This is a genomic window from Nocardioides ganghwensis, assembly GCF_014779655.1.
GTDB lineage: Bacteria > Actinomycetota > Actinomycetes > Propionibacteriales > Nocardioidaceae > Nocardioides > Nocardioides ganghwensis.
On sequence record NZ_JACXYX010000018.1, the window covers coordinates 70,793 to 93,065 of the forward strand.

At 68.3% G+C, this 22,273-nt stretch carries 21 protein-coding genes; 8 read left to right on the forward strand and 13 right to left on the reverse strand.

The window, feature by feature from the left end:
• Window positions 1-8 precede the first annotated feature (8 nt).
• Entirely contained in the window at window positions 9-614 is a 606-nt protein-coding gene (locus IEZ24_RS18375) for an ACT domain-containing protein (protein WP_129456241.1), read from the forward strand.
• 70 nt (window positions 615-684) lie between these two features.
• On the opposite strand, the gene IEZ24_RS18380 is transcribed toward IEZ24_RS18375, so the two are convergent.
• The gene (locus tag IEZ24_RS18380) at window positions 685-2,001 is read right to left on the reverse strand and encodes an MFS transporter (protein WP_242498562.1); all 1,317 of its coding nucleotides are present in this window, start codon (window positions 1,999-2,001) and stop codon (window positions 685-687) included.
• 116 nt (window positions 2,002-2,117) lie between these two features.
• Here IEZ24_RS18380 and IEZ24_RS18385 point away from each other — a divergent pair, with 116 nt between their 5' ends.
• Window positions 2,118-2,288 (forward strand): hypothetical protein, encoded by a 171-nt coding sequence (locus IEZ24_RS18385; RefSeq protein WP_165356149.1) that lies wholly within the window; start codon window positions 2,118-2,120, stop codon window positions 2,286-2,288.
• 1 nt (window position 2,289) lies between these two features.
• On the opposite strand, the gene IEZ24_RS18390 is transcribed toward IEZ24_RS18385, so the two are convergent.
• Window positions 2,290-2,730: a nitroreductase family deazaflavin-dependent oxidoreductase gene (locus tag IEZ24_RS18390; protein ID WP_129456240.1), complete on the reverse strand. Its 441-nt coding sequence runs from the start codon at window positions 2,728-2,730 to the stop codon at window positions 2,290-2,292.
• A gap of 141 nt (window positions 2,731-2,871) precedes the next feature.
• Here IEZ24_RS18390 and IEZ24_RS18395 point away from each other — a divergent pair, with 141 nt between their 5' ends.
• Together IEZ24_RS18395 and IEZ24_RS18400 are read left to right on the forward strand one after the other, a co-directional pair.
• Window positions 2,872-3,807: a 1,4-dihydroxy-2-naphthoyl-CoA synthase gene (locus IEZ24_RS18395; protein ID WP_129456239.1), complete on the forward strand. Its 936-nt coding sequence runs from the start codon at window positions 2,872-2,874 to the stop codon at window positions 3,805-3,807.
• A 160-nt stretch (window positions 3,808-3,967) separates the two neighbouring features.
• A complete protein-coding gene (locus tag IEZ24_RS18400; protein WP_129456238.1) occupies window positions 3,968-4,777 on the forward strand; it encodes a hypothetical protein in 810 nt (269 codons plus the stop codon).
• A 19-nt stretch (window positions 4,778-4,796) separates the two neighbouring features.
• On the opposite strand, the gene IEZ24_RS18405 is transcribed toward IEZ24_RS18400, so the two are convergent.
• The 5 genes from IEZ24_RS18405 to mobF form a co-directional block, all read right to left on the reverse strand.
• On the reverse strand, window positions 4,797-5,558 hold the full coding sequence (locus tag IEZ24_RS18405) for a hypothetical protein (RefSeq protein ID WP_129456237.1): 762 nt from the start codon (window positions 5,556-5,558) through the stop codon (window positions 4,797-4,799).
• Complete coding sequence (locus IEZ24_RS18410; RefSeq protein ID WP_165356148.1) at window positions 5,555-6,532, reverse strand: DNA-processing protein DprA; 978 nt, start codon at window positions 6,530-6,532, stop codon at window positions 5,555-5,557. The genes IEZ24_RS18405 and IEZ24_RS18410 overlap by 4 nt, the downstream gene beginning before the upstream one ends.
• A gap of 13 nt (window positions 6,533-6,545) precedes the next feature.
• Window positions 6,546-7,673 carry a tyrosine-type recombinase/integrase gene (locus tag IEZ24_RS18415; protein ID WP_129456235.1) on the reverse strand — a complete coding sequence of 376 codons (1,128 nt, stop codon included), beginning with the start codon at window positions 7,671-7,673 and terminating at the stop codon, window positions 6,546-6,548.
• A gap of 59 nt (window positions 7,674-7,732) precedes the next feature.
• Window positions 7,733-7,975 carry a helix-turn-helix transcriptional regulator gene (locus IEZ24_RS18420; RefSeq protein WP_129456234.1) on the reverse strand — a complete coding sequence of 81 codons (243 nt, stop codon included), beginning with the start codon at window positions 7,973-7,975 and terminating at the stop codon, window positions 7,733-7,735.
• 164 nt (window positions 7,976-8,139) lie between these two features.
• Window positions 8,140-10,776: a MobF family relaxase gene (gene mobF / locus IEZ24_RS22455; protein WP_242498561.1), complete on the reverse strand. Its 2,637-nt coding sequence runs from the start codon at window positions 10,774-10,776 to the stop codon at window positions 8,140-8,142.
• An 822-nt stretch (window positions 10,777-11,598) separates the two neighbouring features.
• Between mobF and IEZ24_RS18430 the strand changes: the two genes are divergently transcribed.
• Window positions 11,599-13,920, forward strand: a complete 2,322-nt coding sequence (locus IEZ24_RS18430; RefSeq protein WP_165356147.1) for a DNA-methyltransferase — start codon at window positions 11,599-11,601, stop codon at window positions 13,918-13,920.
• Here IEZ24_RS18430 and IEZ24_RS18435 read toward each other — a convergent pair.
• From IEZ24_RS18435 to IEZ24_RS18445, 3 genes are all read right to left on the reverse strand, one after another.
• On the reverse strand, window positions 13,915-15,039 hold the full coding sequence (locus tag IEZ24_RS18435) for a hypothetical protein (protein WP_129456232.1): 1,125 nt from the start codon (window positions 15,037-15,039) through the stop codon (window positions 13,915-13,917). The genes IEZ24_RS18430 and IEZ24_RS18435 overlap by 6 nt on opposite strands.
• A gap of 107 nt (window positions 15,040-15,146) precedes the next feature.
• Window positions 15,147-15,467, reverse strand: a complete 321-nt coding sequence (locus tag IEZ24_RS18440; RefSeq protein WP_129456231.1) for a hypothetical protein — start codon at window positions 15,465-15,467, stop codon at window positions 15,147-15,149.
• Window positions 15,468-15,502: 35 nt separating this feature from the next.
• Entirely contained in the window at window positions 15,503-16,126 is a 624-nt protein-coding gene (locus IEZ24_RS18445; protein ID WP_129456230.1) for an HNH endonuclease, read from the reverse strand.
• Between the two features lie 339 nt (window positions 16,127-16,465).
• Here IEZ24_RS18445 and IEZ24_RS18450 point away from each other — a divergent pair, with 339 nt between their 5' ends.
• Window positions 16,466-17,650 carry a sterol desaturase family protein gene (locus IEZ24_RS18450; RefSeq protein ID WP_129456229.1) on the forward strand — a complete coding sequence of 395 codons (1,185 nt, stop codon included), beginning with the start codon at window positions 16,466-16,468 and terminating at the stop codon, window positions 17,648-17,650.
• 2 nt (window positions 17,651-17,652) lie between these two features.
• Here IEZ24_RS18450 and IEZ24_RS18455 read toward each other — a convergent pair whose 3' ends face one another.
• Genes IEZ24_RS18455 through IEZ24_RS18465 form a run of 3 tightly spaced genes read right to left on the reverse strand, consistent with a single transcriptional unit; the run spans window position 17,653 to window position 20,680 of the window.
• Window positions 17,653-18,693: a glutathione synthetase gene (locus tag IEZ24_RS18455; RefSeq protein WP_129456228.1), complete on the reverse strand. Its 1,041-nt coding sequence runs from the start codon at window positions 18,691-18,693 to the stop codon at window positions 17,653-17,655.
• Window positions 18,690-19,880, reverse strand: a complete 1,191-nt coding sequence (locus IEZ24_RS18460) for a flavohemoglobin expression-modulating QEGLA motif protein (protein WP_129456227.1) — start codon at window positions 19,878-19,880, stop codon at window positions 18,690-18,692. Before IEZ24_RS18460 ends, IEZ24_RS18455 begins: the two co-directional genes overlap by 4 nt.
• Window positions 19,877-20,680, reverse strand: a complete 804-nt coding sequence (locus tag IEZ24_RS18465; RefSeq protein ID WP_207206887.1) for an N-formylglutamate amidohydrolase — start codon at window positions 20,678-20,680, stop codon at window positions 19,877-19,879. The genes IEZ24_RS18460 and IEZ24_RS18465 overlap by 4 nt, the downstream gene beginning before the upstream one ends.
• Before the next feature lie 79 nt (window positions 20,681-20,759).
• Here IEZ24_RS18465 and IEZ24_RS18470 point away from each other — a divergent pair, with 79 nt between their 5' ends.
• Window positions 20,760-21,449, forward strand: coding sequence for an NAD-dependent deacylase (locus IEZ24_RS18470; protein WP_129456226.1), 690 nt, complete (start codon window positions 20,760-20,762; stop codon window positions 21,447-21,449).
• A 70-nt stretch (window positions 21,450-21,519) separates the two neighbouring features.
• Window positions 21,520-22,269, forward strand: coding sequence for a hypothetical protein (locus tag IEZ24_RS18475; RefSeq protein WP_129456225.1), 750 nt, complete (start codon window positions 21,520-21,522; stop codon window positions 22,267-22,269).
• Window positions 22,270-22,273 lie beyond the last annotated feature (4 nt).

Sequence of the window (22,273 nt, forward strand, 5' to 3'; positions counted from 1 at the left end):
CTCGTGGCATGCCCTACCTGATGCGCGTCGAGCTCCCCGATGTCCCGGGGTCGCTGGGCCGCGTCGCGAGCGCGATCGGTGAGGCGGGCGGCGACATCGAGGCGATCGAGATCGTCGAGAAGCGCGACGGCTTCGCAGTCGACGACGTCCTGCTCGAGATCCCGGCCGGAACGATGCCCGACTCGATCATCTCGGCCTGCTCCGTGCTCGACGGGGTGAGCGTGCTGTGGATCAGCCGCTACGCCGCCGGAGGCAACCTCTTCCTCGACCTCGAGGTCGTCGAGGCGCTCACCGAGGACCCCTCCACCGCGCGCGACCGGCTCGTCGAGCTGCTGCCGATCGCCTTCCGCGTCGACTGGGCCGCCCGCGTCACGCCCGGCGCGGACGGTGCGCGCGTCGTGCACGCGACCGACGCCGCACCGTCGGCGTACGACATCGGGCCCGTCCCGGCACCGACCCGCCTGCCGGGCGACGAGGTCTACGTCGAGTGTGCCGCCCCCTTCGGCGACGACCTCGTGCTGATGGGCCGCCGCGGAGGTCCGGAGTTCCTCGACTCCGAGCTCGCCCGCCTCGAGCACCTGCTCGGCCTGGCGATCACGATCAGCCGCGCCTGAGGTCGTCCTCGCCTCTCTCTCCCCCCGCGCCCCCGCGTACGAGCCCGCGCTCCGTACGAGTCTCCGGAGGTCAGGCCACGGAGCGGATCCGCGTCACGAAGACCGAGCCCAGCACGCAGAACGCGAACCCGACGACGTAGACCACGCCGTAGCCCAGCGACCAGGACTCGCCCTGCGTGGCCACCGACCCGCCCAGCTCGCGTACGGCGACCAGGAGCAGGCCGGCGATGGCCGGCGCGAGCACCTGCGGCAGGGCGGAGGCGATGTTGATGACTCCGAGGTCCTTGGCCCGGTCCCCGGCGCCGGGCAGCACCTGGGTGATGAGCGCGAAGTCGACGGCCTGGTAGACGCCGAACCCGGCGCCCAGCACGGCCGCGGCGAGCAACGCCCCGGGCCAGGCCTGCCAGAGCCCGAGCACGAGCGAGCTGGCGCCGATCAGGGCGCCGGACCAGATCACGAAGACCTTCCTTCGGCCGACGCGGTCGCTCCAGTGACCGACGACCACGGTCGTGGCGACGGTGCACCCGCCGTAGATGAGGACCAGGACGCCCAGCCTGGCGGTCGCGTCGTCGTCGCCGAACCCGAGACCGTCGGTGAGGAAGTAGTAGAGGTAGTTGAGCGCGATCCAGTTGCCGAGGTTGACGAGGAACCTCGTCAGCCAGGCCCAGGCGAAGTCGGGGTGCTCGCGCGGCGAGACCCAGAACGAGCGGACCAGCCGCTTCCAGTCCATCGGCGCCAGCTCGTGGTCGGGCGGCAGCGGGATGTCGCGCGACCCCAGGAGGTAGGGCACCGACAGCAGCAGCATCACGACCGCGATCGCGACGTAGCCCTGGGCGATCGACCCGGTGACCTCGGCGATCTTGATGCCGAGCAGCACGCCGACCGTGCCGGCGATCGCGATCAGGCCACCGATCAGCCCGCGCCGCGGGACCGGCACCTGGTCGGGCACGGCCGCGACGCCGCCGGCCCAGGCGGCGTTGAGCGAGAGCTGGACCAGGCTCCAGGCGACGACCATCCAGAGTCCGCTGTCGGCCATGGACAGCAGCAGCAGCGACGCGGCGCCGAGGACCACGCCGCCGAGGATCCACGGCACCCGGCGCCCGAGGCGCGAGCGCGTACGGTCGCTGAACGCTCCCCACACCGGGTTGGCGACGAGCGACACCGCCGCACCCGAGAACAGGACGACCGCGAGCAGCGCCTCCTTGCTCATCCCGCCTGGCTCGGCCGCGGCGACGTCGGCCGCCTGCTGGGCGAGCAGCACCTGGATCGGGCCGAACCAGCCGGCCATCAGGCCGAGGTTGAGCAGCACCAGCGCGCCGACCCACCTCGCCGGCGGGGCGTCGACGGGGTCGTCGAAGGCCGAGCGGGTCGGCACCGTGGTCGTCACGGCGTCATTGTGGGGCCGGGAATCGCCGACGGGAAGTGCGCGGGGCCGTTGCGCGTCCGCACACGACGCGGTCGGATGGGGGTACGCACGCCCCCACCCGACGAGAGGACACGGACATGAGCGAGCACGCGGCTCTCCCGGACGACGCGACAGACCCGGAGGACCCGTTCGAGCCGGAGGCGCCGGCCCACCTGGACCCCGACGAGGAGACGATCGTGCACGACGAGGACCTCGACGACGAGGCGGTCGTCGACGAGGTCGAGCCCGACCCCGGGCAGCCGACCTGAGTCAGGCGCGCTCGAGCAGGAAGAGCGGGATCTCCCGGTCGGTCTTCTCCTGGTAGGAGGCGTACGTCGGCCAGGTCGCGACGGCGTGCTGCCACCAGTCGGCGCGCTCCTCCCCCTCGAGGATCCGAGCGGTGTAGACGTGCTTCTCCGCGCCGTCCTGCAGCTCGACCTCGGGGTGGGCGACGAGGTTGTGGTACCACTCGGGGTTCTGGGGCGCCCCGCCCAGCGACGCGACCGCGAGGTAGGCGCCGTCGCGCTCGACCCGCATCACCGGGTTCTTGCGCAGGTGGCCCGACTTCGCGCCGACCGAGGTGATGACCACGATCGGGTAGCCGGTGTCGCGCAGGGTGTTCGCCCTCTCGCCGTTGCTGGCCTCGTACTCCGCCACCTGGTCGCGGACCCACTGGGCGGTGCTCGGGACATAGGTTCCAGTCAGTGCCATGCCCGGTCCAACGCCGAGGCGGGCGCGGTTCTTCCGCCGCGTCACGGCTACCCTCCCGACCATGAGTGAGCGCAGCGAACGAATCATCCAACGCTGGGTGCCCAGTGCCTCGTGCGCGCACGGAGCGAAGCGAGTACGTGCATGAGTGCCATCGAGGGCGTCAGCGAGATCTTCGACCCCGAGGCGTGGGACGTCGTCCCCGGCTTCGACGACCTGACCGACCTGACCTACCACCGGGCCCGCGAGCACGGCACCGTACGCATCGCCTTCGACCGCCCCGACGTGCTCAACGCCTTCCGGCCGCACACCGTCGACGAGCTGCTCCGCACCCTTGAGCACGCGCGCACGTCCGCCGACGTCGGCTGCGTGATCCTCACCGGCAACGGTCCGAGTGCCAAGAACGGCAAGTGGGCCTTCTGTACCGGCGGCGACCAGCGCATCCGCGGCCGGGCCGGCTACCAGTACGAGACCGACGGCCACGTGGACGCGGGCGCTCCGCCCAACCCCATCGACCGGGCCAAGCTCGCGCGCCTCCACATCCTCGAGTGCCAGCGGCTGATCCGCTTCATGCCCAAGGTCGTCATCTGCGTGGTCCCCGGGTGGGCCGCCGGCGGCGGGCACAGCCTGCACGTCGTCGCCGACCTCACCCTCGCCAGCCGCGAGCACGCACGCTTCAAGCAGACCGACGCCGACGTCGGCTCGTTCGACGGCGGCTACGGCTCGGCCTACCTCGCGCGCCAGGTCGGGCAGAAGTTCGCCCGCGAGATCTTCTTCCTCGCCGACGAGTACGACGCCGAGGAGATGCACCGCATGGGCGCGGTCAACCGCGTCGTCGAGCACGCCGACCTCGAGAAGGTCGCCCTCGACTGGGGTCGCAAGATCAACGGCAAGTCCCCCACCGCGCAGCGGATGCTGAAGTACTCCTTCAACCTCCTCGACGACGGCCTGGTCGGCCAGCAGCTGTTCGCCGGCGAGGCGACGCGTCTGGCCTACATGACCGACGAGGCGCAGGAGGGCCGCGACCAGTTCCTCGAGAAGCGCGACCCCGACTGGTCGCCCTTCCCCTGGTACTACTGATCTGACGCATTTGCGCAGGTCAGGAGGGGGTTGAGACTCCCAAGTCCGCGTCTGGTCCGCAGAAAGTCCGCAAGAAGCCGACGGTGTCCCGTCCTGGCCGCCTGTGATCGGCTGCGCGATGCCGCGCTCGTTCCTAGGCTTGACGGCAGGGAGGACCCCCATGCCGTATCGGAATTTTCTCGCACCCGATTTCGCCAGGCGCGCCCACACCACGCCCGAGTGGATCGACTGGCTGGCCGATCTCGACGGCGTGCTGGTCCCCGTGGCGCCTCGGCACCCGCATGCGTGTCAGGTGTGCTTTGGATCGTCCGGCTACCTCGACGGCGGTCCGGCCACCTGGAGCACCTGCTTGAACTGCAGGGGGTACGCGGGCGCAGTCGACTCGGTCATCCCCATCACCTACAGCCTCGATGCTGGGCTGGAGTCGATGCTGCATCGATACAAGGACTTCGAGGGCTACGACTGGCTCGGCTGGGCTTTGTCGTCCCTGCTGCATGAGTTCCTCGAGGTTCACAGCGGATGTGTCGCGGCCGAGGCCGGAGGAGCCGTCGACGTCGCCACCATCGTGCCGTCGAACGATCAAAGGGCCTTCAACCATCTGGAGCGACTCGTACTCGGCGTCGTGGAGCACGACCCCCTCGCCCGCCTATGGCACTGGGATACAGCGTTCCTCACGAGAGACCCGTCCAAGCCTCGACCCGCCCGGGGTCATCTCGCCCCGGATGCGTACTCCGTGGCTCCGTTCGTAGTCGAGGGGTCGCGCGTTCTGCTCCTGGACGACACTTGGACGTCGGGCAGTTCCGCAGCGAGTGCGGCGGCGGCGCTGAAGCGAGCCGGAGCCGCCCGGGTCGTCGTTCTCACCCTCGGGCGCCAGTTGAACCTGACGACCGCGTACGGCAGTACGCGGGAAGTATTCGACGACCAGTCGGCCGAAGAGTGGCGTCTCGACACCTGCGTCGTCTGCGGCTGAGGCCGTCAAGTCCGTGCTGTTAGCAAGGGTGCCCGGTGAAGGGGCAGACGATCGGATCGAAGTCCTGGGTGAGATGCGACTTGATGAACTCTTTGGTGGCACCGCGACTCGCGTCTAGCCAGCGGGCGACCACAAGGCTGGTGACCGCCGTCGCACCGTCCCGCTTTAGGGCGCCAGCCGCGGACTCGGGGTTCGAGCCGGTGACCCAGGTGTCGTCGAGGAGCAGGACGTGCTGGCCGGAGGGAGAGCCGCCCTCATCCGTCGTCACGTAGTTGCCGAGCCGGAGCTCTCGGACGTTCCTTGCGGCGGCCGATGCCCGGAGGGCAATCCACGGGAGAGTCTTGAGAAACGGTGCCGCTAAGCCGGCCAGCGGATGGTTTGCGCGCCCGCTCAGGGACGGCACGGTTGCCCACGCCGTCACGGGGCCGTGGCCCGGATGAACGGCACATGTCATGTGCTTGGTCAGCGTCGCCGCCAGCAGCAGGGTCATCATGCGAGTCGCCGCCGGCGGCGGCACGTCGTCCTTGTAGCGGTACATGTTGGCGCCCGACTGGGCCCCGGCCAGCGCGTACGTGATGAAGCCTCGACGATCCGAGAGCTGCCCGGCACGGGCGATGTAGCCGTCGCACCGGTAGCACGTGGAGAACCCTTCGTTGCCGGGGATTCCTGCGCAGTGGCTGCACGTGGCCGGCCCCCAGACGACGTTGCGCAGGTACCCCCCGGCGTTGTCGATGAGGAGTTGGCGAATCACCCCGTAGGCATCGGGCTGGGCGGCGTTCAAGCGGAGACGAGGCTTCTGATCGCGTCGTTGATCGAGTCGTCCGCGGCGCGGATCTGGCGGATCGCATCGATGACGTCCTGGGTCGACGAAGCGATCGTTACTCCCGGGCGACCTTCGAGCGTCTTGGCCCACTGCGTCCGCTCGAGCACAAGGTCCGTCAGGACGACCGGACGCCCGTGCTCCACGGCGATGCGGGCCTGGGCGCGTGCCCCTGAGTGCTCACCAGCCTCGACTACCACTGTCGCCAGCCCGTACCCGGACATCGTCGCGTTGCGCATGAGGAAGGTGTGCTTCTGCGGGGGCGCATCCGGCCAGAACTGCGAGAGAAGGAGGCCTCGCTCGGCCACCTCGCTGTGCAGCTCACGGTTGGCCGCAGGATAGGCCTTGCGAATGCCGGTGCCGATCACACCAACGGGCCGGCCGCCGTCTCTGAGTGCAGTCGTGTGGGCGACGGTATCGATCCCGGCGGCGAGCCCCGAGATGACCGACAGGCCGTCCTCGACCGCGGCGATCGCCACCGCCTCGGCGATCTTGAGGCCGGTTGGTGATGCGTCGCGCGAGCCAACGATCGAGATGCCCGGATCACTTTCGCGGAGCTCCCCGCGGGTGAACAGGAAGGGCGGCGCCTGATGGATGTCCCGCATCGACGCCGGGTATCGGCCATCAAGGATGGTCAGGAAGGTCAATCCCTCGCTGTTCCAGGCGTGCACGTCCTTCTCGGCAACGGCCAGTGCATCCGCGAACTCGGGATCGGGGAAAAGGCCCTGGCTCGGCTGGAGGTCCTCGATCACCCGCTCGACACTTGCCTCGTCACGGACTCTTGTCGTCAGCTCGGGCCATGACAGACCGTCCGGCCTGGTCCGCAGGAGAGCAACGAGTGCTGCTTGCTCTTCGAACGACGACACATACACGTCGCAAGGGTAACCGCGCGGCGCGGCCGCTGCGGACTCTTCGAGCCTCGTGTCTTCGAACATGTGTTCTATCATGTCAGAGCGCACCGACACTTCGGGGTCCGCCGGGAGGGGCCTGAGCGTCGCGCATCAGGTCCGCAGCGGCTGCCCGCGTGCGGTCCTCCGCGGTCGGCCACAGGTGGCTGTAAGTGTTCAGCGTCGTCGTCGCCGACGAGTGCCCCAGCGCTCGCTGGACTGTGACGACGTCGCACCCGGCGGCGATCAGCCCAGAGGCGTAGAAGTGCCGAAGGTCGTGCATGCGCACGTGCGGCAAGCCGGCCGAGGTCCGGGTCGCGCGCCATCGCCAGTCGATGTCGTTGTCGTACATCGGCCCGTCGCGGACGGTGAACAGCCACGCGTCCGACGGTGGTTCCTCGGGCAGGAACCTCTCGACGTGAAGGCGGAGCATCTCCACGAGCTCGTCGGGCAGGTGAACCACTCGCTCGGAGCCGTACTTCGGCAGCCGCGCGACGAAGGTTGAGCCGTCTCGCTGCAACTGTCGTGACACGGTCAGCCGACGCAGGGCGAAGTCGATGTCGCCGACCTGGACACCCGCCGCCTCGCCCTTTCGCAGACCCGCAAAGGCGCAGAGCGCGACGTACGCGCGGAATCCGTGACGGGTCGACACTCTGTTGCTGTCGGCGTGGGCCAGCAGCCGCCCAACCTGCTCGACCGTCGGGATCCGCATCGCGGCCTCGATCTTGCGTCGTCGAGGGAGTGCGACCCCGATCGTCGGGTCCTCGGCGATCACCCGGTCCGCGACTGCGGCCCGGAAGACGGAACGGACAATCACGAACCGTGTTTTGAGGGTCGTCGACGCCCACTTCGCCGACATCGACTTCACCCAGGTATCGATGTGGGATCGCCGGATCGCCTTCATCGGCAGATCGCCGAACTCGACCGAGCCGATCGCCAGGTCGGCGTTGGTCCGTGTCGACGGCAGCCACAGTTGCCGTGGCGCCCAGCCGTCGTAGAACTGCTGGAAGGTGACCCGACCCGCTCGCGGGTTCACGTAGGTTCCCGCGTGCAGGGTCGACGTCACCTCGTCGAGCCACGCCGCCGCGTCGACCTTGCGTGTGAAGTGGCGCGACCGCTCCCGTCCCGTATCGTCGCGATAGCGGGCACGCCAGCGGCCGTTGGGCCGCTTCGCGATGCTTCCGGCCATAGCAGCCCTCCTTCCGAGATCGAGCCATCGTCAGCACGACGACAGTCATGACGCCCCGCTCAGTCGCGATCCTGTGGACGACGGGTCTGTTCGGAGAGCCAGAGGACGAGATCGGCACGCCAGTAGCGGACGTGGCGGCCGATCTTGAAGCTGCGCGGTCCGCAGCCGAGGTGGCGCCAGTAGCGCAGCGTCCCCTCGGCGACGCGGAGGAAGCGGCAGGCTTCCTGAAGGGTGAGCATCTCGTCGCCGGGGTTCTTGATCGGGCGGCGGTTCTTGTCGGGGTTGATCGGTGATGCGGTCATGGCGTTGCTCCTCGCCGGTTGTGGTCACGGACAGTCGGTCCGTGTTGGCCAGCGTGGGCGGCTAGGTATCCACGATTTCGGGATACCTGGAGGGGGATACCTGCCCGGAACCTGCGTTTCCGCAGGTCAACAGGTATCCCTAAGTCGTTGGCCGCGCCGGCTTGTCAGAAGCCGATTCCGGGCGGCTGTGACGTGGGCGGCCGGTGTTCCGGGACGGGGAGGGCCGGGCTCGGAGGGCGTATGGCGGCCGGGCCGTACCGGTCGATGGCGTCGATCGCCTGGCCGCGAGCGTGAGCTGGACCGAGGTCGGCGCGATCGCGGCTGAACACGTCGACCCACTGCTTTCGGGCGTCCTCGACGGACTCGGCGACGAGGTGCGCGACGTTGGTCTGGCGGCCGCGGGTCATCGCGACGTACGCTGCCGCGGCGCCGGTCGCCTCGCCGATAGCGACGTGGGCGCGGTCGATGGTCTCGCCCTGCGCGCCATGGATCGTGGTGGCGTAGGCGAGCTCGACATGCTCCCGGACGTACGCCGGCGGTAGCTCCCGGTCGCGTCCCTGATCGGGCGAGCTGACGACGAGGCTGCCGCTCTCGCCCATCCCGACGACGGTCCAGATCTGACGGTTCGTCACGCCGAGGCCGGGGTCGTTGCGGCGGGTCGCGACCCGGTCGCCGAGTCCGATCAGCTCGCCACGGTCGGTGGCAACCGAGCCGGAGTCGTGGCCGCCCTCGGTGCGGATCGCGGCGCTGAGCCTTGCAACGTGCTCCCGGGTGTCGGCAACGACCAGCGCTCCGTCGACGCCGACGATCGCGAGGCTCGCCGTGCGCTCGGCTTCCGAGGCGTGTACGACGACCTGGCCCCGTGCTACGAGCAGGTCGAAGACGGCCTCGGCGTGCCTGCCGTCGCGCATCGCCAGGCTGAGCTTGGCGTACTCGGGATCCGCGAACCGACGTGTCTGCTGCATCGACACGATGGCCGACGGATGGACCCAGGCGATGGCGTGATCGAGTACGCCTCCGCGGCCGACAGCGGGCAGTTGGTGCCGGTCGCCCATGAACGCGACGCGCGCCCCCGTTTCGTCGGCGATGGTCAACAGGGCGAGTGCCGTGTCCTGGTCGACCATGCCGGCCTCGTCGATCAGCAGGAGGTCGCCACGTCGGAGTTGCGCTGCCGGGGAGGGCTTGGCGGGCTCGCGGGTCCAGTGGCCGTCGTCGTCCCACCGCCAGCCGTGCTGATGGATTAGCCAGGCGGCCGAGCGTCCGTCGGCGCCGGTCTCCTGAACCGCAACCTCAGCGGCCTTCAGCGTCGGCGTCACGACCAGCAGCCGCCGTCCTCGCATCGCGAGATAGCTGCTCACGGCCGCCAGCGTCGTCGTCTTCCCGGCCCCGGCGGCGCCTTCGACGACGACAAGCGGACCGCGACCGCACAGCAGTTCGGCGACACGGCCCTGCTCCTGCGACAGCCGCTCAAGGGTCGCCCGGTGCATCCTTGCCGGCGCGGCCGCAGCCGAGCGACGAAGCAGCCGCTCGAGGATCTCCGTCTCCCCGGCCAGCACCGCCATCGACGTCAGCGACCGAACATGCTCGGGCACGTCGGGTCGCAGGAGCAGGGGAGTGCAACCTCGGACGGTACGCGCGGTCAGGTCCTCTGCCAGTTCGATCCGTACAGCCGCCTCAGTGATCAGCCCGGTCTGGACGATGAGAGTCTCGGCCTGTCCTCGGATGTCGGCGGCGTTCCACGCCGACCTCTTCGCCCCGAGTCGTGACAGCACGAGATCGACTGCGGCCTCGCGATCGAGGTCGCCGATCCGGGTAGATGTCAGCGGCACGGAGTGGTGTGGGTCGATGTACCCGAGCGCTCGCAGTTGCTCGTTCCACCGCTCGACCACCTCGGCGCCATCTTCCGGCGCCGCCTTGTCCGGGCGGGCCTGCGCCCACGCCCGCCGATCCCACACCTCCCGCATCCGTGGCCCGGGTTCTTCGCCCGGATGCTCGGCACGCCACTCGGCCTCGTACCGCTCGACGTTGGCCCGGATCTGCGAGGTCCGTGCGCTGAACGCCCCGACGTACGGCGCCAACTCGCGGATCTCGCCCGTCTCCGGATCCATCGTGAACCCGGCCTCCGCGAGCGCAGACAGGAACTCCGGATCTGTGGCGACCGCAGCGTGTCCGATGCCGTTGATCGCCTCGATCATGTCCCGCACGCCCACCGAGTGGAGTCCGCGCCAGGCGCCCTTGGCGAAGACCCGCGCGTTGATCTGGAGATGCAGATGCCGATGCGGATCGCCAGCGCGTGAGGTGTAGTGCCGGATCACCGCCGCCTCGATGTGCTCCACCGGGACCTGCACCTGCCGATCGCGCGGCCCGACGCGAGTCGTCGCATGCTTGGCCAGGTAGCTGATGATCTGTTGGGCAGCGCTCTCCTGCGCGGCATCGAGCGCCGCCGAGACCTCCGGGTTCAGCGCCGCCGCCAGGGACCACGTCTTCGGCCCGTTGATCGTGACCTCGACGAACCGCAGCCCGTTCGCGTTCTTCCGCAGCCGCCCCTTCGCCTGCCCGGTCTCTACGACGATCCCGGCGACCCAGCCCTCGTAGGTCTCGCCGTCCATGTCTGGCTTCTTCTCGACGCGGACCTCGCGCTCTCCGTCGCCGCCCTTGGCTTCAGCGACGAACCGCATCGCAATCCCGTCGCCTTCGGCGAGGTAATAGTCGTCGTAGCGGGCGCAGTCACGCTCGACGTAGGTCCGCGCCGCCTTCGCTGCACCGCGGTAGAACTTCACCCCTCCGTGCACGCCGATCACCTCGGATCACCCGACCCAACGCGTCCGTCGACAACCAACGGACCCCTAGAAATGCCGCGTGGGCCGCCCCAGGAGGGGCGGCCCATCTACGAACCTTCGTAGCATGCGTGCCGCTGGAGAACTAGGGGTGAGAGCCATGAAGAGGAGGTTGACGGGGACGGGATTCGGGGGGCTGACGAGGGTCAATGGCGTCCAACGGCGAGGAGATGAAGACCGGGATGCAGGGAGATCTAAGGGAAGGTCCAGAGGGCCGGCTTGGCGGAGATTGTTCGCAGGAGTTCTCCCTGACCCGTGTGGGCAAGCCGACGCGGCGTCAACGTCGTCGGATGCCGCCCGACCTCGACTACCTGCTCGCTCTCGGTGAGGCACGCTCCTGTCTCGTCGCTTTTGGCCGACATGGCCGACGACGATGTGCAGGCAAGCCGCTTCGAGCGTCTCCTGATTACCCTCGACATTCTCGAACCTGACGGCCCGCCACCTGGCCCGGGCCGGCGGGTCGCATCACGGTCCTGGGTCGACTGGAAGGGGCTGTGGCACGGCTCGTGGAGCTCGGCGCCGATCCACTGCTGCTCGGGCAGATCGTGGTTCTCGCCCACATCCCGGTGACATCGAACCCGCCCGTCGGCCTTCGGCATCGGCCGGGCTGAGTCGAGTCCGGTGGGAGACGACGTGCCCGTGACAGGGCGAGCGACGCCGTCTTCGCCGCCACTCATAGGGACTAGGCCAGCCAGATTCTCTCCACAGGGCACCATGCAGGCTGGGTTCTCCACACCCTCGTTGCGTCGGCTCTGTAATGTCCGTGCGATCGCATACCTTCGTCCCATGTCCTCTCCCCAGGCCTCCGTCGAAGTCAGCTGCGTGGCTGATGTCAGGTCCTTTGAGCTCTTGCTCTCGGACCTGACGGGCATCGATGGCGCCGTGTCGAGAGACGTGGCGCGAAGCATCGAAAGAGTCATTGCCGAGCTGGGGCCGGTGAACGTGGACATGGGTCCGATCGCGGCAGGTTTCTACGGGCGCCTCAACCAGAAGATGTTCGCGAACAAGGAGTTCATCGCGTCCCTGTACGCAGAGTGTGCAGCTGCCGGCGTCACCTTCAACTATCCGACGAAGCGCAGGCTCGAGTGGGCCATCAACGCACTCAACATCAACGACCTCGAGCTCCTTCTGGACGAACGCGGCGTGCAACGCGAGCTGCTCGAGAGGGTCCGCGCCCGGATCGAGCCGGTGAGCCATGAACAAACGCGTCGGCTCCTGTCGGCTGAGACAACGAACCCCACCAAGCTTCGCAAGCAGCCCGACCGAGACGTTGCCAACGATGTGTACAACGCCGCTGCAGGGCCGCTTGCATGGTCGATCTGGAGCCCGAGGGAGATGGCAAACGTCTTATCTGAGGACCCGATGCCCTTCTCCGACGACTACATGTCGGACTTGCGCGCCCATAAGCCTGAACTTTTCGAGCGTCGTCGCAGCCTGGTGGTCCGCCAGGTTCGACCGGAGCCTCAAAGCTCATACGAGACCCAGCGCGCCTCCCTGACCCAGTGGATTGCAGAGGAGTTTGACGCGATCGACAACTACGGGTTCCTCGCGATCTTGGTCAACGTTGAAGACGGTCTAGAGGCGGAGGCATGGCAACTGGCCTCTGAGCTGCCCTTGTTCGCCGAGCGGTTCAGCGAGGTGCCCCTCAAACAGCTCTTCTTCCGTGTGAAGCAGATTCGACAGGAGACGCTCGACCACGTCACGCAGATCGACGAGGAAAAGGCTCGGTTCGAGCTGCTCAACGAAGGCTTCACGTATCGCGACACGTTCGTGCTTCACGATGAGTCGGATCGCGTTCGTCGGCTTCTTCTGGTCCTCCAGAAGAACCGTCGGGACGAGACCAAGATTCCTTGCCCGGGTTGCCGCAGCGACAACGTGGGCGGCAACTCGTATCCGAGTTTCGGCGTCAAGAGTTGGGAGTGCGGCAACCCTCTGTGCACGGATCGCAGCATCTATAACCGAGGAAAGCGCTACGACTTCCGGTCGTTGCTGAAGCAAGAGGCGATCGAGACGGATGGCAATCAGATCTCGAAGGAGAGCGTCCGTCGTTGGCAGCGGGACGTTCTTCCCTTTCTGTCGGACGAAGAGATCCTAGACACGCTCGTCGCCCACTACTCGATGCGCGGAGACGTAGTCGTACTTCTCGACGTCAAGGAGCCGCCAACCGATCCCATCGGCCGCGACCTTCGCGCCGGCGAGGAGCCTGTGGTGGTCGAGGGGAGCCCGTCCTTCTGGGACTCCGCGTTCTTTCACCGCTACTTGCCCTCGCGTCCGTCCTCGAGTCGTGACCGGACACCGGTTCGGGGAGGCGAGTCAGGGTGGGACGTCATCGAAGGTGATGCAGTGGACGTCTTGGCTTCCCTGCCCGATGAAACCTTCGACCGAGCCGTCACCTCTCCGCCGTATTACAACGCACGTGAGTACGCTCAGTGGCCGAACCTCTATTCATACATGCACGACATGTATCGGATCGCCGACGAGGTCTTTCGGACGCTCAAGCCTGGCGGGCTGTACGCGTACAACATCTTCGACTATTTCGACAACGAACGTGTCGTCACCTTCAGTGACATGGGCAAGAAGAGGATCCTGCTGTCCGCGCTGATGGTAGATGCGTTCCGCCGGATCGGCTTTAGATACCTTGGCTCAGCGGTATGGGACAAGGGGGAGATCCAGGGGAAACGCGGCTTCAATGCAGGGAACTTCTCGCCGTTCTACCAGTCGCCGTTCAACTGCTGGGAACACGTCATAGTCGTGCAGAAGCCCGAACAGTCGCCCGAGGACGCGAAGCTACGAGGTGCCCTGGCATGCATCAACCGCGCCCTACGCATCCATCCAGTCGTGAAGATGGTTCGAGGGAAGAATACCCTCGGTCACACTGCCCCGTACCCGCACGAGCTCGTGATCGCCCTACTTGACGGACTCGAGCCAGGCTCGCTCGTTCTCGATCCGTTTGGAGGGTCCGGGACGACAGCGCGCGCCGCTCTGAGCGCTGGTCACAAGGCCGTTCTCATCGAGCGAGACCCGACGTACGCCGAACTGAGCCGTCGGCTCATCAGCGAGCACACGTCAGCGATGGCCTTTGAGAGCACCATCCTCACGCTTCTATGACGCGTCCGCCGCAATTACCAGCGACAGATCGGCAACAGTCGCGCGTCGTCCCAGGCCAGTCACCTTGAGACCGTTCACGGTTTTTGGCGTCGGGGTCTGCCGTTCTACGCCCAGTGCAGACAAGTGGACCTCCTCGTCCGGCCGCCGTAGAACCCACGAGTGGAGTTGTAGGCCGCGAGGCGGCATCGGCACACCGCCCTTCGCGGTCGGCCAGATTGCGATGTCCGTTGGGGGTCGTGAGTCCAGCGGATAGACGAAGGGGATTCGGGCGACGTCACACTCGTAGTAGCGCAGATTCGCCTTGACGCCGTCGGGTGACGCGAGAAAGCAGAAGACGTCGCCTCCTTGGACTTCTGATGCCAGGATCTGCGTTCCGTGCGGGGACGGCTCGCCGCTCGCGAATCGCCGGGTGACGGCACCATCTGGCCATACGATCAGGTCGTATTCGCCGGCCACTGCGGCGATCTGGTACCGGCCTTCTCGCTCGCGCCAGACGGCCATCGCCCAGGCCTCATCGAAGCGGACCGACGCCATCGTCATGCCGTAGATGCGGCAGAGGCGCCCAAAGTCGTACTTGGTATAGGGCTGAATCTCGATGAGGATCCACATCAATGCTTGCTGCGCTGGAAGGAGGGTTCGGTTCGCATTGTTGACATGCGACTTGCGCTTCGCGACGTTGTGGCGCCGGCATCGCAGCGTCAAATTGTCGAGCGTGTCGGCGGCGTGAGGGTTCTCGCGAAAGTTCTCTCTTCCATTCACGTGATCGGCCTGAAGGTCGAGCCGCGTCCCGCACGTCGCCCCATCGACCACATGCACGCACCGACCGCTCTCGGAATAGAACCATTCCAAGACGTGGCTCATCAACGACTCATCGGGGAACGCGGCTCTGTGATTCGCTTTGAACCCAAAGGTGCCAGCATCGGACGAGGCGATCTGCGTGCCTACCTGTGGGGGGTTGAGCTCGCCGAGCAGCGTCGCGGCGGCTTCCTTCCAGGTGACGAACCCGTCGTCGACCAGCCGCTCGACCATCGCCTTCCATTCGGGCTGCTGCCAGGTCGCGTCGTAGAGACCGTGCGCATCTGGCGCGAGTTCCTCATCCTCGGATGCATTGGATGCCATGGCGCGGTCCTCCGGTTAGTTGCTAGCCGAGCCGAGCAAGCATATGGACGACGTCGGGCGCAGGGAGGCGATTCGGCGATCTCTACATCACTGCGGATTCGTGCTCGTCAAAGGCGGTCGATCCAGGTGTCGGCGTCGCGCTCGTCCCAAGCCGAGCGCGACGCCAAGGTGCCACCAGTTGGGCCAAGGTTGGACAACACCTTCAGCGCCTCGTCATGGGTCAGGGCTCGTAGAGCCTCGACCGGCCTAGCTGCTGCCAACTCGATCGCGGCCTTGCGCTCGTCCATGCTGGTCAGGCCTCGCGCATCGAGGGCCTTTCGAAGCAGGTCGACTTGCCAGTCGGCAATCGGCGCCACAGCAGGCGGGACCGCTTCCGCGGGCCTGGGTGCTCGATCGTCATCACCGAATAGCGAGAGGTCCTCCGACACGGCGACGATGCTACGTCGACGGGACTTGTCGGCGGTTAGAGGCTCGACGACGGGTCGATCGTGTACGAGCCGTCATCCTCAAGCCAGTGAGCCATCGCCCAGGCCTCCTGGAACCGGATGTTCGCCATCGTCATGCCGTAGTCGCGGCACATTCCCTCGAACTCCTGGTACGTCCGCGGACGCTTGATGAGCAGGATCCACATGAGGGCGGCTTCCGCCGTCAAGAAGGTAAGTCCTCCCTGGGCGTGCGACGGCCGCCTGATGACGTTGCAGCGGCGGCAGCGGAGCAGCATGTTGTCGAGGCGGTCCGCCTGGTCGCCGTAGTCCTGGCGAGTCTCGACGTGATCGGCCTGCAACTCCAAGCGGGCGCCGCAGTCCTCACACTTCCCGCGCTGCTGGTAGAACCACGCACGTACCGCCTGCCAAGTCTTCCTCGGCGGGAAGTGTGCCTGGAAGGTCTTCTTCGAGGCGATCGAGGTCCCGACCTGCGGTGGGTTCAGGTGGCCGAGGACAAGGGCAGTCACGTCCTTGTAGGTCAGGATGCCGCTCTCGATCAGCCAGTGGAGGAGCTGCTGCCAGTCGTCAGAGGTCCACTCGTGGTCAGCGGTGGGCAATCCAGCGAAGGCGGGGTCATTGGGGCTCAGGTGTCGTGCACTCACAAGTGCGGACCGTAGCCGCGCCACTACCCGGTGTCCGGCGATTGTTGATTCGTCACCAGCTTGGAATCTGTAGCTGGCAGTGATCGGAAACCGGATGGGCAGTCTCGCTGTGACCGTCGACCTCGTGGGTGGTGGAAGTACCTGGCGATGACGCACGGGTCCGCAAGAAGTCCGCAAGATGCTCGACGTCGTCCGATCTTGACCAACGTGACCGGCGACAGCCATCGCGATGTTCGCGCAGGTCAGGGATGCTTTTCGTCGAGAAGCAACGGTAACCGCGACCAGTTTGAGCCCGCTTGGATGCTTCCCCTGGTACTACTGAGCCACCACAATGCGCGGATGAAGGTCGACCTCACCGTCGCCGCCATCCCCGCTTTCGTCGGCGCGATGGCTGCGGAGTACGCCTGGCAGCGCGCGCACCCGGTCGAGCCCGGTACCCGCGCCGGCGACTACCAGCTCGCCGACACCGTCGCGAGCCTGAGCATGGGGGTCGGCAGCCTTGCGGCGCCGTACGTCGCCCGCCGCCTGCTCGACCCCGTCACCCCGGGCGTCGGCCGGCACGGGCGGACCCTGCTCGCGGTGGGAGCAGCGACCGCCGCGCTGACCACGGTCGGTGACGTCGTACGCCGCCGGCTGCGCGACGGTCGGCTGCCGGACCCGCAGACCGTGCCGGCGCAGGTCCGCGAGGTGCAGGAGGAGCTGGCCGACATCCTGCAGGGCCCGGCCGTACGCCCCGAGGACCGGACGGTCGACCGGACGGTGGACCGGATCCCGCCGGCACTGCGCCGCGCCCACGGAGCCCTGGCCGTCAGCGCCGTCGCGTCGACCGCGCTGGTGACCTCGACCACGTGGGCCGCGATGACCTCGGGCAAGCGGCTCTTCGCACGCTCACCGCTCGACCTCGGCGGCGGGCGGTGGGCGCTGCTGGCGGCGGCCCTCGGCTGGGACTTCGTCTACTACTGGAACCACCGCCTCAGCCACGAGAGCCGGTGGCTGTGGGCGGTCCACGTCGTGCACCACTCGAGCGAGCGCTACAACCTCTCGACTGCGCTGCGCCAGCCGGTCGCCGAGGGGGTCACGCTGACCGTCCCGTACGGCCTCCTCGCGCTGGCCGGCGTACGCCCCGCGCTGATCGAGCAGGCCCGCGGGATCAACCTGATCTACCAGTTCTGGATCCACACCGAGGCGATCCAGCGGCTCGGCTGGGTGGAGAAGGTCTTCAACACCCCCTCGCACCACCGCGTGCACCACGGGTCCAACCGCGACTACCTCGACCGCAACCACGGCAGCATCCTCATCCTCTGGGACCGCCTCTTCGGGACCTTCGAGGAGGAGGACGAGCCGGTGGTCTACGGCCTCACCGCCAACATCGACTCCTACGACCCCGCGCGGATCGCGACCCACGAGTGGACCGACATCGCCGCCGACGTGGCCGCCGCCGACACGTGGCACGACCGTTGGTCGTTCCTGCTCCGACGGCCGGGATGGGCGTACGCCCGGCGCGCGGCGGCCGGCGTCGCCTGACGTCAGCTGGTCGCGAGGCGACAGTTGTCGATCTCCGGGTAGTGCTGGCGGATGTTCACCTTGCGCTCGAGCTCGGCGATGATCGCGGGCGCGAAGTTGACCTCGTAGAGCGCCTGCGCGCTGCCGAGGCCGCCGGGGCTGAACACGTTGATCTCCATCAGCTTGTCGCCCACGATGTCGAGGCCGACCAGGAACATGCCGTCGGCGACCAGCTTGGGCCGCACGACCTCGACCATCTCGAGCATCTCGTCGGTGACCGCGACCTTCACGGCCTTGCCGCCGGCCGACATGTTGGAGCGGATGTCCTTCGTCGACGGCGTACGCCGGAACGCGGCGTACTGCCCGTCGACCATGAGGGGCTGGCCGTTCATCACGAACATCCGCACGTCACCCTTGGCCGCCTCGGGGAGGTACTCCTGGGCGACGACGTAGCCGTCGCGCGAGATGGCCTCGATGATCTGCTGGAGGTTGGGCGCCTCCTTGCGGTCGACGAGGAAGACGCCCGCCCCGCCGGAGCCCTGGAGCGGCTTGAGCACGGCCTTGCCGCCGAGGTCCTTGATGAACTCCTCGATCATGTCCTCGTCGCGCGAGATCAGCGTGCGCGGGCGGACGATCTCGGGGAAGTGCTGGAAGTAGGCCTTGGACAGCGCGTTGGCCAGACTGGTGGGGTCGTTGACGACGAGCACCCCGCTCGAGGCGATGAGCTGGCCGAACGCGACGCCGGCGTTGTTGCGCCACGGGTCGGACTCGGCGTCGTCGGCCGGGTCGTTGCGCAGCATGACCACGTCGAACTCGTCCATGCCGATGAGCTGCTCGACGTCGGGCTTCTTCACGTCCGACATGTGTCGCTCGAGGGACCGGTACGACTTGGCCTGCCCCGCGCGAGCCTTCGTGCTCAGCGACCCGTCGGGCTCGTAGGCGAAGTCGCCGATCCCCATGTACCAGGCCTCGTGGCCCATCTCCTTCGCGGCCATGGCGAGGCGGTTGGTGGTGTACTCCGCCTTCTCCGTCTCGATGTCGTTGACGACGAATCCGATCTTCATGCGTGTCCCTCCAGGAGTGTGCCGAGGTCTTCGGTGCCGGCCGCCCGGGCGAGGTTGTCGTGGGCGGACGGGTCGAGCAGGTAGCGCGGCAGCACCCGGGCGGGGCGCAGCAGTCCACGCTCCTCCAGGTCGCCGATCAGGGGAAGGTCGCGCAACGAGAACTTGCCGAGCCACATCCGGTCGAGCGACCCGCCCGATCCGAGGTGCTCGAGGAGCTCGACGAGCCCACGCAGGTAGATCGCGTCCTTGGTCATCCCGCCGGAGCGGTAGACGCGCATGACGGTGGTCCACGCGCTCCCGCGGGGGAAGTCGTCCGCGACCAGCGCCTCGTGCGCCTCGGCGAACGTGGCGCCGGAGACGAGCCGGTGGACGGTCACGACGCGACCGGCCAGCTGTCGCAGCCGGAAGGCGGTGAGACCGCCGCAGGCGATCTCGGCGAGCACCGCCAGGCCCTCCTGGGTCTCGTCGTAGCCGGCCAGTCCCACGCCGAGCACCTTGATCGGCTGGTGGCTGCCGTTGGCCTGGGTGACGAGGTGGGTCCCGACCTCGTGGTGCAGCAACGCCTGCGCACGCTGCCGCTGGACCTTGGTCTCGGGGCCGATGAGCAGCACGTCGCCGGAGACCATGACGCCGTTGACGTCGGAGCGGATCTCGGCGTGCATGTCGAGGTCGGGGTCCTCGTCGCGGTAGAGCGCGATCTCGGCCTCCGCCATCGCGAGGAACTCCTCGGCGTCGAGGGCCTCGTCGGTCGGCTCGGTGCGGGTGATCGAGGCGAGCAGCGCCTCGGCCTGCTTGCGCAGCGACGGCGACACCCCGCCGTACAGCTCCACGCTGAGCGGCAGGAAGTCGTCGGTGTCGCGGGCCTCCAGCATGTCGAGCTGGAGCTCCATCTCGCGGTGCTTGGCGCGCAGCAGCTGTCCGAGCACCGGGTCCGAGACGTCGCCGGGGTCGATGCCGTCGAGCTCGGCGCGGATGACGGCCGGGTCGGTCTCCAGCTCACGGTAGGTGAACGGCGGGTCCGGCTCGCGACCCTCGAGGAAGTCCTCGCGCAGGTCGTCGGCGTCGACCGGGGTGATGTCGAGCAGGAAGCGGAAGCTCTGGGCGAGCAGCGAGAGCCCGTGGTCGACGGCGAGGTCCGCGGCGCTGAGCTCCGCGTGGGCCCGGGGATCGTCGGCGTCGTCGCTCATCGCAGCAGGGCCAGCTCGTCGAGCAGCCCGGGCAGGGCCGCCGCGAGCCCCTGCTGGGCGCAGCGGAACCGGTCGGCGTGCAGCTCGCCGGTCCACTCGTCCATGAAGGTCTTCTTGAACTCCAGCGCCAGCACGCAGCCCACCCGCGGGTAGCGGTCGTGGACCCACCAGGCGAGGTTGCGCCCCTCGAACGCGACGTTCTCGCGAGCGTCGAGCGGCCCGCACCCGAGCGAGGCGTCGCGCAGGTCGCCCATGAAGCGCTCGACCAGCGGGCCGAAGAGGTCGTGGTCGAGGCTGCCGGTGCCGACGTTGACCTCCGGGTTCTCGGCCGCCGGGGCGGGCGGCTCGTCGGCGCCGTCGCGGCGGTGGTTGTAGGAGTGCACGTCGAGCAGGACGAACGGGCCGCGCTCCGCCACGGCGTCGAGCCGCGGCGCCAGGGCGTCGTAGAACGCGTCGTACGTCGCGAGGCTGCCCTCGAAGAGCTCGTCGGAGAGCTCACCGCCGCGCCACACCTCGAGCCCCCAGCAGTCGTCCGGCGTCCGGTAGACCGCCTCACGGCGCGGCCGGTTGAGGTCGGCCTCGAAGCGCGAGCGCGTGGTCACCACGTGGTCGGGCACCACCGCGGCGAGCCGGTCGGTGAACGGGTCCTCCTCGCGGAACCGCTCGGCCTCGTCGAGCACCATCGCCTCGGCGATCTCGGGCCGCAGCGCGTGCCCGGCGTGCACCGACGTCGCCACCAGCTGCCCGGTCCAGTCACCGACGAACGCGACAGCGTCCGACGTCCCTCCCAAGTCGGTCATGACCGTCTGTCTACCGGAGTCGCCGCGCCACCTCCATGGGCGCGCACCCCTACGGGTGACGGGCTGGTAGGACTGGAGCATGTCCCGCCACCAGAGGATCGTCGTGCTCACCGGCGCCGGCATCTCCGCCGAGAGCGGGCTCACCACGTTCCGCGACTCCGGCGGACTGTGGGAGGGCCACGACCCGATGCAGGTCGCCACCCCGGAGGCGTACGCCCACGACCCGCACCTGGTGCAGCGGTTCTACGACGCGCGGCGCGCCGCCCTCTCCCGGGTGGAGCCCAACGCGGCCCACCACGCGCTCGTACGCCTCGAGGACGCCCTCGGCGACGACCTGCTGGTCGTCACGCAGAACGTCGACGACCTGCACGAGCGGGCCGGCTCCCGCCGGGTCCACCACATCCACGGTCGGCTGCAGTCCGCCTGGTGCACCGCCTGCGACGCCCGGCACCCGTGGGACGGGCCGCTGGTCGACGGTCCGCCCTGCCCCGGGTGCGGGTCGGCGACCCTGCGTCCCGACGTCGTGTGGTTCGGGGAGGTCCCCCACGGCATGGACGTGGTCGAGCAGGCGCTGTGGGAGTGCGACCTGTTCGTCTCGATCGGCACCTCGGGGACGGTCTACCCGGCCGCGGCGTTCGTGCACTGGGCGAGGGGCCACACGCTCGAGCTGAACCTGGAGCCGAGCGCCGGAGCCACCGACTTCGCCGAGTCGCGCCGCGGGCCGGCGAGCCGCCTCGTGCCCGAGTGGGTCGAGGAGCTGCTCGACTGACTTGCCCCGATCGCCTGCGGCACGCAGTGGTCCGTGATGAGATCGAGCGGCTCAGCAACGAGGGGGACCCATGCGCGTGATCCGAGTGGTGGCGGCAACCGCCGCGCTGGTGGCGACCACCGCCGGGTGCAGCGTGTACGAGGACTTCACCACCAGCGACTTCGCCCAGAAGGACGGGGACGCGATCGTCGTCGCCGCCAGCGAGGCGATGCTCGACGTGACGAGCCTGCGGGTGACCGGGCAGGTCCGCGACGGCGGCGAGCAGTACTTCGTCGACCTCAGCATGGACCGCGACGACCGGTGCACCGGCACGATCCGGGTGGGCGGCAGCCACCTCGACATCCGTCGCATCGGCAACCGGGCGTGGCTCAAGGGCGAGGCCGGCGCGTTCAACCGCCTCGGCGGCGGGTCCGTGCCCCGGCAGGTGCTCGACCGCCTCAGCGGCTCCTGGGTGCAGCTCGACGGCCGCACCGCGACGCGGCTCTGCGACTTCGACGCGCTGCTCGCGACCTTCGAGGTCGTCGACTTCGGCCAGCAGGGCAAGGCCGGCAAGGGCCGCTCGAAGCGGGACGCGGTCGACGGCCCGGTCCCGGCGAGCGTCGTGGAGGAGACCACCATCGACGGCCACAAGGCCGTGCAGCTCACCGCCTCCCCCGGCGGTGCCCACGACGAGAACACCTGGGTGCTGAGCGAGGCGCCCCACCACGTCGTGAGGCTGGAGTCCACCGCCACCCAGGACGGCGGCACCCTCTCGTTCTCGGAGTTCGACGTCGACGTCGAGGTCGAGGCGCCTCCCCGCAAGGACGTCATCCGTCCCTGACCGG

What these genes read in the sequence shown, in the direction of transcription:
- IEZ24_RS18375 (WP_129456241.1), top strand. Translation starts at nt 9, where the DNA reads ATGCCCTACCTGATGCGCGTCGAGCTCCCCGATGTCCCGGGGTCGCTG.
- IEZ24_RS18385 (WP_165356149.1), top strand. Translation starts at nt 2,118, where the DNA reads ATGAGCGAGCACGCGGCTCTCCCGGACGACGCGACAGACCCGGAGGAC.
- IEZ24_RS18390 (WP_129456240.1), bottom strand. Translation starts at nt 2,730, where the DNA reads ATGGCACTGACTGGAACCTATGTCCCGAGCACCGCCCAGTGGGTCCGC.
- IEZ24_RS18395 (WP_129456239.1), top strand. Translation starts at nt 2,872, where the DNA reads ATGAGTGCCATCGAGGGCGTCAGCGAGATCTTCGACCCCGAGGCGTGG.
- IEZ24_RS18400 (WP_129456238.1), top strand. Translation starts at nt 3,968, where the DNA reads ATGCCGTATCGGAATTTTCTCGCACCCGATTTCGCCAGGCGCGCCCAC.
- IEZ24_RS18410 (WP_165356148.1), bottom strand. Translation starts at nt 6,532, where the DNA reads ATGTTCGAAGACACGAGGCTCGAAGAGTCCGCAGCGGCCGCGCCGCGC.
- IEZ24_RS18415 (WP_129456235.1), bottom strand. Translation starts at nt 7,673, where the DNA reads ATGGCCGGAAGCATCGCGAAGCGGCCCAACGGCCGCTGGCGTGCCCGC.
- IEZ24_RS18420 (WP_129456234.1), bottom strand. Translation starts at nt 7,975, where the DNA reads ATGACCGCATCACCGATCAACCCCGACAAGAACCGCCGCCCGATCAAG.
- IEZ24_RS18430 (WP_165356147.1), top strand. Translation starts at nt 11,599, where the DNA reads ATGTCCTCTCCCCAGGCCTCCGTCGAAGTCAGCTGCGTGGCTGATGTC.
- IEZ24_RS18435 (WP_129456232.1), bottom strand. Translation starts at nt 15,039, where the DNA reads ATGGCATCCAATGCATCCGAGGATGAGGAACTCGCGCCAGATGCGCAC.
- IEZ24_RS18450 (WP_129456229.1), top strand. Translation starts at nt 16,466, where the DNA reads ATGAAGGTCGACCTCACCGTCGCCGCCATCCCCGCTTTCGTCGGCGCG.
- IEZ24_RS18455 (WP_129456228.1), bottom strand. Translation starts at nt 18,693, where the DNA reads ATGAAGATCGGATTCGTCGTCAACGACATCGAGACGGAGAAGGCGGAG.
- IEZ24_RS18460 (WP_129456227.1), bottom strand. Translation starts at nt 19,880, where the DNA reads ATGAGCGACGACGCCGACGATCCCCGGGCCCACGCGGAGCTCAGCGCC.
- IEZ24_RS18465 (WP_207206887.1), bottom strand. Translation starts at nt 20,680, where the DNA reads ATGACCGACTTGGGAGGGACGTCGGACGCTGTCGCGTTCGTCGGTGAC.
- IEZ24_RS18470 (WP_129456226.1), top strand. Translation starts at nt 20,760, where the DNA reads ATGTCCCGCCACCAGAGGATCGTCGTGCTCACCGGCGCCGGCATCTCC.
- IEZ24_RS18475 (WP_129456225.1), top strand. Translation starts at nt 21,520, where the DNA reads ATGCGCGTGATCCGAGTGGTGGCGGCAACCGCCGCGCTGGTGGCGACC.